General features: G+C 69.1%; 9 protein-coding genes and 2 pseudogenes. 4 read left to right on the forward strand and 7 right to left on the reverse strand.

The genetic code is table 11. The features are described 5' to 3' along the window. Positions 1-587: 587 nt before the first annotated feature. The 3 genes and pseudogenes from G3I77_RS39485 to G3I77_RS39495 form a co-directional block, all read right to left on the reverse strand. Positions 588-935 carry a hypothetical protein gene (locus G3I77_RS39485; protein WP_248512047.1) on the reverse strand — a complete coding sequence of 116 codons (348 nt, stop codon included), beginning with the start codon at positions 933-935 and terminating at the stop codon, positions 588-590. After that, a pseudogene (locus G3I77_RS39490) lies at positions 932-1,855 on the reverse strand (conjugal transfer protein TraA); the annotation flags it as partial. The gene G3I77_RS39485 and the pseudogene G3I77_RS39490, both read right to left, overlap by 4 nt. 199 nt (positions 1,856-2,054) lie before the next feature. Then, positions 2,055-2,591 carry a GNAT family N-acetyltransferase gene (locus G3I77_RS39495; protein ID WP_248512048.1) on the reverse strand — a complete coding sequence of 179 codons (537 nt, stop codon included), beginning with the start codon at positions 2,589-2,591 and terminating at the stop codon, positions 2,055-2,057. A gap of 168 nt (positions 2,592-2,759) precedes the next feature. On the opposite strand from G3I77_RS39495, the gene G3I77_RS39500 reads away from it, so the two are divergent. Continuing rightward, entirely contained in the window at positions 2,760-3,104 is a 345-nt protein-coding gene (locus tag G3I77_RS39500) for a type II toxin-antitoxin system PemK/MazF family toxin (protein WP_248512049.1), read from the forward strand. A 50-nt stretch (positions 3,105-3,154) separates the two neighbouring features. Here G3I77_RS39500 and G3I77_RS39505 read toward each other — a convergent pair whose 3' ends face one another. From G3I77_RS39505 to G3I77_RS39515, 3 genes are all read right to left on the reverse strand, one after another. After that, the gene (locus G3I77_RS39505; protein ID WP_248512051.1) at positions 3,155-4,006 is read right to left on the reverse strand and encodes an IS5 family transposase; all 852 of its coding nucleotides are present in this window, start codon (positions 4,004-4,006) and stop codon (positions 3,155-3,157) included. Between the two features lie 32 nt (positions 4,007-4,038). Next, complete coding sequence (locus G3I77_RS39510; protein WP_248512053.1) at positions 4,039-4,386, reverse strand: hypothetical protein; 348 nt, start codon at positions 4,384-4,386, stop codon at positions 4,039-4,041. A 69-nt stretch (positions 4,387-4,455) separates the two neighbouring features. Further along, a complete protein-coding gene (locus tag G3I77_RS39515; protein ID WP_248512055.1) occupies positions 4,456-5,469 on the reverse strand; it encodes a DUF6192 family protein in 1,014 nt (337 codons plus the stop codon). A 597-nt stretch (positions 5,470-6,066) separates the two neighbouring features. Here G3I77_RS39515 and G3I77_RS39520 point away from each other — a divergent pair. From G3I77_RS39520 to G3I77_RS39530, 3 genes are read left to right on the forward strand one after another with little or no spacing between them, the layout of a single operon-like run. Beyond that, positions 6,067-6,861, forward strand: a complete 795-nt coding sequence (locus G3I77_RS39520) for a hypothetical protein (protein WP_248512057.1) — start codon at positions 6,067-6,069, stop codon at positions 6,859-6,861. Next, positions 6,858-7,649 carry an IS21-like element helper ATPase IstB gene (istB, locus tag G3I77_RS39525; protein WP_248512059.1) on the forward strand — a complete coding sequence of 264 codons (792 nt, stop codon included), beginning with the start codon at positions 6,858-6,860 and terminating at the stop codon, positions 7,647-7,649. The genes G3I77_RS39520 and istB overlap by 4 nt, the downstream gene beginning before the upstream one ends. A gap of 3 nt (positions 7,650-7,652) precedes the next feature. Next, entirely contained in the window at positions 7,653-8,066 is a 414-nt protein-coding gene (locus tag G3I77_RS39530; RefSeq protein WP_248512061.1) for a hypothetical protein, read from the forward strand. A gap of 269 nt (positions 8,067-8,335) precedes the next feature. Here the strand turns inward: G3I77_RS39530 and G3I77_RS39535 are convergent. Further along, positions 8,336-8,452: pseudogene (locus G3I77_RS39535) on the reverse strand (IS5/IS1182 family transposase); the annotation flags it as partial.

An 8,452-nucleotide genomic window follows, 5' to 3' on the forward strand; every position in this document is an offset into this window, starting at 1 on the left:
GGTGCGGTGCGGCGCGCACCACCGCGCCGCACCACCGCACCACCGTGGTGCGCTCCACCGCGCCAACGCACCGCACCGCCGGGCGCCACTGCGGTGCGGTCTCCCGGCTTCGCCGCACCGCACCGGGCGCGCGCCACGGCCGGGCGGGCTCCTCTATCACACACCCCCTTGACCGCGACCTGATCGCAAGCCGAAACCGGCGATGTCAACGGGAAACGTCGCGGTAGCAGAGCTGGACAAGGGGGTGTAGCGGAGCCGGACAAGGGGGTCGCGCGCGTCCGGTCGCCACCCGGACAAGGGGCCGCTGGCGGCGGGCGCACCGGTGCGGTGCGGAGCATCAAGTGCGCGCACCAGCGCGCGAGAGTGCCGGGCATCGTCGGGGTGGTGCGGCGCACCGGGAGCGGTGGCGCACCATCGCGGAGCGCACCACGGTGGCGTCCATCGTCATCCGGCGCACCGGAGTGGAGTCCACTCAGTGGAATCCATCGGTGGAGTCCACCGAGTGGAGCCCACTCGGTGTTCTGCATCCGGTGGCGATGCGCGACATCGGGTGGACTCCACTCATCAGTGGACGATGCCCGGCATCGTCACCACAGCCAGGCGGTGGAGTGCCGCACCCGGGACAGGGCGCGGGCATCCCGGCGCGCGGCAGCGTTGCCGATCCGGTTCTGCCGGGAGCGGGGCCGGCGCGACTGCGAGGCGGCGAGACGGCGCTTCCCGGCTTCCTGGAGTCGCTTGCGCTGCTTGCGCAGTTCTGCCTTCTTCGCGGCCTTGGACTTCGGCGTCCGGGGGCGCTTCCAGATCGGCTGCCATCCCAGGGGCTCGTCGGGGTCGGGCTCCTGGTCCTCGGTGAGCGCGGCGGCCATCTGCTCGCGGGCGGCACGGGCGCGGGCGAGTGCGTCGTCGGGGTTGGGGCGTTCTTCCGGGGTACTCATGCGACTCCTCCTGTGGTTCGGCCCGGCGTGTGCTGGGTGCCGGGTTGCTGGGTGTGCTGCGGCGGGGCCGTCGCCGGGGTGGGCTGCGGGCGGGGGCCGTGGGCGACTTCGCGCGCCCGCCGGCTGTCCTGGAGCGTGGCGGCCACCTGCGCAGCGGCGGCTTCCAAGGTCTGGCGCGTCTGTTCCACCGTGTCGACGCCGGTCTCCGGCTCCAGGAGGCAGCCGTCCTTCGGGCCGGTGCGGAACGGCCGCGGGTGCGACCTCGAGGCGGCGGGCACGGCGACGGCGTACGGGCGGGGGCGGGAGCCCAGTCGCTCCGTACGGCGCAACGCGTGGACCCGGGCGGCCAGGGCGTCGGCGGCGAGGCGGGCTCGCTCGTACGGCGGGGCGGTCCGCTTGCGGGTCAGCGGGCGCAGCACGGCCTGGTCCTCGGTGTCGCGCGGGTACAGGGCGCGCAGATCGGCGGTCATCCTCCGGCCGCGCCCGACGGGGCGGGTGTAGTCGTCGACGACCGTCTGCACGATTCGTTCGTCCAGGCCCGGCTCGTGGGGCCGGCCGCGCAGGACGTAGGAGATGTGGCGGCGGGCTTCGGCGAGCAGGTGGTGGCGCGCGAAGGCGCCGCGCATCACGTACACCACGGCGACGACGTCGACGGCCGCCAGCGCGATGTCGACCACCGGCCGCACCCGCGCCCACACCGCCGCAGCCGCCGCCCGCACCCGCTCGGCGAGCCGGTAGACGGTGCAGGCGCCGAACGCCCGGATCGCGGAGTCCCGCCATCGCTCGCGTAGCTCGGTCAGCGACAACAGCTCCGTGCGCTTGGGCGGGCGCGTCTGGTCGGCGGCCTGGCAAGCCAGCGCGTAGGCGGCCCGCTCCCCCGGCGCGTGTCCCTGCCGTTCCTCGTACTTGGCCGTCAGTAGGTGTTTTTCTTCTTCGAGCTGACGAGGCCGAACTGTTCCCGGCGGTCCGGATGCCGGAGTGTGCCCGGTTGGCTTCGTAATCGAGTTTGGGCAGCGCTTGTCGATCGCAGAGCCGGAAAATGTTGGTGAGAACTGACACCGTGCGAGATGGGTCAACCCTGCGTCGCCGCGCTGCACGGCTCTTGTCTGAAGGGGCCCGTCACATGGGGAGTGAGAACAGCCGTACTGGCCCTGAGGGCCACCGGGCGTCGTCGCGTAGGGGCGTCACCATGGTCCGCAGCGGCATGGTCACCAGGCGGCCTTCGGGTTGTTCGACAAGTACGTCCTCATCGAGCGGGTGCCATCCGAGGCGCTGGTAGAGCGACACGAGGGGAGGCCGGCAGAAGAGGAGTGCGTGTTGAGGACCCATCGTTCGGGCGTGCTCCAGGGCAGCTGTGACGACGAGACGAGCGAGGCCCTGACCTTGCATGCCAGGTGAGACGGCCACCCCTCCGACGCCCACCACCTCTGTCTCGGCGCCGCCGATCGCAACAGGCAGTCGCAGCAGGCCAGCGTGTGCCACGAGGCGGCCGTCGTGCCGGATGCCGAAGTGCTCTTCTTTCGGCAGCCAGGCCAGACCGGTCCAGGCGACACCGAAGGGATCATCGCTGTTGCCAAGGATCTCCTCCTGGTCCGCATTCGTGTACTGGGCGAGCCGCACCACAGTCGGTGCCACAGTGGATCGGTTCTCAGACATACCCACATGATGATCTCTCCGCCGAGCACCGACCTAATGCTGTGCCCGCGAAGGTTCACCGGGTTCGCTGGCCGCTGCGACCGATGCACTGGTTGGATTACGGCCGACAATGAGGTGTTCGGTCCGGGGCGTGCAAGGTTCCCCCGCGATCCTGCGTCGGGAGGGCACATGCAGCGCGGCGAGGTCTGGTTGGCGGACTTTGACGAGCGACGGCCGGTAGTACTGCTGTCAGGAGACGAAGCGTCCGGGTTCCGAGCGATGCAGGTCGTCGCTCCTGCGGGGACCGAGATCAGCGGTGTGGCCGTCGAGGTGGCAGTGGGGGCGCCCGAGGGGCTGCCTCTCGAGGGCGTCCTTCGAGTGGCGCTGCCACGTCCCGGTCTTGTCCCGTGCACTTGGCTGGTCACGCTGGCCAAGGAAGATCTGACCGAGCAGGTGGGAGTCTTGTCGTCAGCGAAGCTCGGCGAGATCGAGGATGCCCTCCGTGCCGGTGGACTCGAGCAGGCGGTGCACTAGGCTGTTCGCCGACCTCACCGTGAAGCACGGATGCCTGCGGTTCTCGCAGGTCAACGTGGCTTCTTCGCCCACTGGCTCGTTCGGGGGCTCTTGCGGGTGAGGCGCCGGGTCATCATGGTGATGAGTGCCCAGTTCAGGTGGGCTTCGGAGTGCTGGGGCAGGCGTTCGTAGTCGCGTGCGTTGCGGCGGGCGTTCATGCACCAGCCGATGGTGCGCTCGACTTTCCAGCGGCGGGGCAGGACGACGAAGCCCTTGACGCCTTTGGGCCGGGAGACGATGCGCAGGGTGAGCCAGAGGCGGTCGCGGGCCCAGTCCACGAGTTCGCCGGCGTAGCCGCGGTCGGCCCAGACCTGGGTGATCTGCGGCTGAGTGAGGCGCAGGCGCCAGAACACGTCGCGGGCGGCGTCGCGGTCCTGGATGTCGGCGGGCGTCACCGTGATCATCACGGGCAGGCCAAGTGTGTCCACGGTGATATGTCGTTTGCGGCCATTGATTTTCTTCGCGGCGTCGTAGCCCCGGCTGTTCCTGCCGACGGTGGAGGCTCCCTTGACCGACTGGGAGTCGACGATCAGCGTCACCGGATGCGGGCAGCGGCCCTTGCCGGTACGGATCCTGCGGCGGAGCTGGTCACGGATGTAGGTGACGACCCCGGCCCGGTTCCACCGCCAGAAGAACCCGTAAACCGTCTCCCAGGGTGGAAAATCTGCAGGCAGAGCCCGCCACTTCGCACCGTTGTCAACGATGTAGCGGATGCCGTCAACGATCTCCCGCCGCGGCCACTTCTCCGGATGTCCGCCGGTCTTGGTCTGGCAGGCCGGGATGGGCAGCAGAGGTTCGAGCAGTGCCCATTCGGCGACGGAGGTGTCGGACGGGTAGCGGCGGCGACGAACAGCAGCGGGCATGGCGGGCTCGGCAGGGTGATCGGCGGCGGGGGCTATTTGGAGAGTTGGGCGAGGGTGGCGCGGACGCCGGTGAGCTGGGCGGTGGCGAGCTGGGCCCATTCGTCGTCGGGGTAGCGGGCCAGGTGCGGATCGAGCGTGCCCGTGATCACCCGGGTGAGCCGTCCGAGGATCTGCCGGAACTGCCGCTTGTCGTACTCGATCCAGTCCGCGGGGTCGTCGGAGAACATGAACCCGTCGCGGCGGGTCCAGGTGATCGGCGTCAGGTTCTCCGCGGCGACGACGTCGCGGACGTGCCGGATGCCGCGGCCGATCTGCGAGCGGGTCAGGCGGGTGGCGGCCATGAGCTGGTAAGTGTGCAGGCCGGCGGGGCGTGCTTCCATCAGGGCGACGCGGACCAGGTCGCCGTAGTGCTCGGCCAGCGGCCCGGGCCTCCCGGCGTCGCGGCATGGCTACTCCTCGCCTTTGAGCAGCTGGACCAGCTGCTCGTCCAGGGTGAACTCGCCGTTTTCGAGGGCTCCTTCGAGCCAGTCCGCCGCCGCGCGGACCCGGCCGATCTGCCGACGCACGGTCTCGCGTTCGTCCTCGGTGAACTCCTGCCCACGCAGCTGCGGGACCAGGCGGCCGAGGGTGGCCACGAAGCCGTGGCAGGAGCCAACCAGGTCGAGGTATTCGATGGTGTGCTCGATCGCGCGGACGGCTGGCGTGCGTTCCCGGATCCGGTCACGGGTCTCGTTGGAGTTGTCGAACTGGGCGCGGTTGACGAGCATCCGGGTGGTGTCGTCCCGCATCGTCTTCCGGGCGACGGCCGGGCGGCGCAGCAGACCGGTAGTGACCTCCTGCGCGACGGTGTCGTCCCTGGTCAGCTCGGCGACGACCCGGACCTTTTCGGCCGGGGTGACGTGCTCGGTGACCGCCGGCCGCTTCAGCAGGTCGGTGGCGACCTGGGCGGCAACCTCGTCGTCGCGGGTCAGGTCGGCCACGGCCTGGACCTTCTCATCCACCGTGACCGGCCGGTCGACGCGCTGGCCGACGACCCGCTTCGCGCCGTCCGGCGTCCACTGCCTCGCCCCGGTGCGCGGGTTGAACGGAGCGTCCTCGATCGCCGCCCACCGCTCGTCCTCGTCCACGACCGAGGCGAGGATGCGGTGAACGGTGAACGACACGCCCTGCTTGCGGCGCTTTTCCGGCCAGCGGTTGGCGGTGTATCGCCAGTCCTCCACCGTCCGGCGTTCGACGCCGATGTCGTCCGCGAACAGCTGCAACGACTCCGTGACGGTGAGCAGGTCGTCCGTGCCGTTCGGCATCGACCCGCCCACCGACCGCATCGGCTCGATCTCCAACGCCATGTCACCCAGGGCGAACTGCGAGCGGGCGATCTGCGCGATCAGTTCCTTGGCCTGGGTGACGAGCTGTTCGTAACGCTGCCGGGTGACGTTCCCGATCCGGTCGGCCACGTCGGTCATGATGACCACCGCCCTCGCCCGGGTCCGGCCCGGCCACCACGACGTGACCGGTCAAAGGGGCGCCGGCCCCGGTCACTGTCCACCGTGACGCGCGCGCGACACGCCGGGGCAGGGCATGAATCGGGGGCGCTCGAAGCGCTCGGGACTCGGTCCCAACTTGTTGGCAAAACAAGGGGTGTTCGAGGTGCTCGCGAGGCGTTCGGCTATGGCGTTTCCGTAATGCCGTTCCGCGACGCCCGCCGCTGACGGCAGGCCCGCACCCGGCAGCGGTCCGAGCAGTACACCGCAGCCCTCGACCGTTCCACCCCCACCGTCCACGACCGTCCGCAGACCGGGCACTCCGCATGCTCTCCGCGCTGCATCGCAGCCACCCGCTGCCGGGTCCGCCTAAGCCTCCGCCACCGCCGTGACCTGCACCGACCCGAGCAGAACACTGCCTCTGCCGCCATCGTCTGCGGCAGCGGATCACCGCACTCTCGGCAGTACCGCCGAGCCGTCCCGCCAGCCCCCACACCCCAGATCATCCAGGCGCACGCACCTCACGGCCAGGGATCAAAAACACCTACTGAGGTCGACTCCCTCGCCGAGCTCAACGCGGTGATCGAGCAGTGGGATGAGGAGGACGAACGGCGCCGGATCGGCTCCCGGCCACGGCCGGTGAGCGAGTACTTCGCCGTCGAACGGCCGCTGCTGCAACCGTTACCGGACGAACCCTTCGAGACCGGGCGGCTGTTCAGCCTGCGGGTGGACCGCTTCAGTCAGATCAGCGTCCGCACCAATCGATACTCGGTGCCGGTGCGGCTGATAGGGCGGACCGTTCGGGCCATGTTGCACGCCTCTGAGCTGGTGGTATACGACGGTCAGCTGGAGGTCGCCCGTCACGAACGGCTGATCGCCAAGGGGCAGGCCAGGCTGGATCTGGACCACTACCTGGAAGCCCTGGTCCGCAAGCCCGGAGCGTTTCCCGGGGCCACCGCCCTCGAACAGGCCCGTTCCGCAGGGAAGTTCACGCCCGTCCATGACGCGTGGTGGCAGGCGGCGAAAGCTGCCCACGGCGAGCGGGACGGCACCCGGGCCCTGATCGAGGTCCTGCTGATGGGCCGCCACGTTTCCCACGAACACCTGGTCGCCGGGCTTGTCTCCGCGCTCAGGGCCGGCGCCCTGACGGCGGACACCGTCGCCCTGGAGGCACGGAAAGCGGCCGAAGCCGACGAGGTCGCGGATTCTGTCCCGACCAAGCCGGACCGGACGAACGTGACCTCGCTGACCGAACGGCGGCTGGCCCAGCTGCCGCCCGACACCCGGCCGCCGCCCTCGGTCGCGGCCTACGACCAGCTGCTGCGAGCACGGCAGCCGGCCGATCGCCCCGCCATCCAGGGAGAGATGCCGTGACCCTCAAACGCCACCGCGGGCTGACCGAACAGGCCGCCGACGCCGCCGTCGACCAGGCATGCCGCATGCTCCGGCTGCCGACCATCCGGGCTCAGTTCCCCGACCTGGCCGAAGCCGCCGCCCGCGACCAGATGTCCTATCGCGGCTTCCTCGCCGAACTGTTGATGGCCGAGTGCGACGACCGGGCTCGCCGTCGCTCCGAACGGCGCATCAAGGCGGCGCAGTTCCCGCGGGAGAAGTCGCTGCGGACCTTTGACTTCGAGGCCAACGGGAACCTCGACGCTGCGGTCATCCACACCCTGGCGACCTGCGAATGGGTCAAGAAGGGCCTGCCGCTCTGCCTGATCGGCGACTCCGGCACGGGCAAGTCCCATCTGCTGATCGCGCTCGGCACCGAGGCCGCCATGGCCGGCTTCCGGGTCCGCTACACACTCGCCACCAAGCTGGTCAACGAGCTGGTTGAGGCCGCGGACGAGAAGATCCTGACCAAAACCATCGCCCGTTACGGGCGCGTCGATCTTCTCTGCATCGACGAGCTGGGCTACATGGAGCTGGACCGCAGGGGCGCTGAGCTGGTGTTCCAGGTGCTGACCGAGCGCGAGGAGAAGAACAGCGTCGCCATCGCCTCCAACGAATCGTTCGGCGGGTGGACCAGGACGTTCACTGATCCGCGACTCTGCGCGGCCATCGTCGACAGGCTTACCTTCGGCGGGAACATCATCGAGACTGGCACCGAGTCCTACCGCCTTGCCCAGACCCGAGCAACCCGAGCCCAGGACGGGGAGTAACTCGTGACCCAGATGCAGTTACCGGCTTCTTCACGACAGCGGCAGGGCTGGACAAACCTGGCAACAGTCTTGCTTGTCCAGCTCGGGGCCTTCCTCTTCGTGGTCGGCTGGCTGGTCGGAGTGCTTCTCCTGTGGACCTCAGACCATTGGCGGCTGCGGGACAAAGTCGTCGGCACCGTCCTCATCCCTGGAGGACTGGCCGTGCCGATCTTTCTGACGTTCTCACCCGAACGATGCACCACAGTCATCCAGGGGGGGATCGTGGCATCTGAGCAGTGTGGTCACCTCTCCTATGTTCCGTGGCTGGACACCACACTGCTCATCCTTCTCTGGATCGTTTCACTCGCCTCGGCCAGCTGGCTCGTACACAGCGCCCGCGAGCCCGAGATCGATACCCCGGATTCTTTCCTCACATAGATCCTGGCGAGCCGCAGCACCGAGCTCTTCCAGGGCCCGAGCCGGCTGAGTGCTCCCAGTTCTCATCAACATTCACGAGCGACTTGACCGCTGAGTGCTGCCCGAAACCTTCGACAAACGTTGCCCACTCTCGCTTACGAAACCAGCCAGGCCCGCAATCACTCCGAGGTGCGATCAGAGGCCCTGCGTGTCTGGTCACGCGGCGCCGATTCGACGCGGAGGCCTCTAACACGCCTGTCGTTCGACGTGGACGCCTCTAAGACGGTGTCCTATGTGGTGAGGCGGAGGAGTCGCTTGTAGCAGCACAGGGCGGCGGCGAGACCGAGAAAGGCCAGGTAGTTGCGGGGATTTCGTTCGTAGCGGGGGCTGAGCCGACGGTAGCCGGA

The organism is Streptomyces sp. D2-8 (assembly GCF_023184515.1).
Lineage (GTDB): Bacteria > Actinomycetota > Actinomycetes > Streptomycetales > Streptomycetaceae > Streptomyces.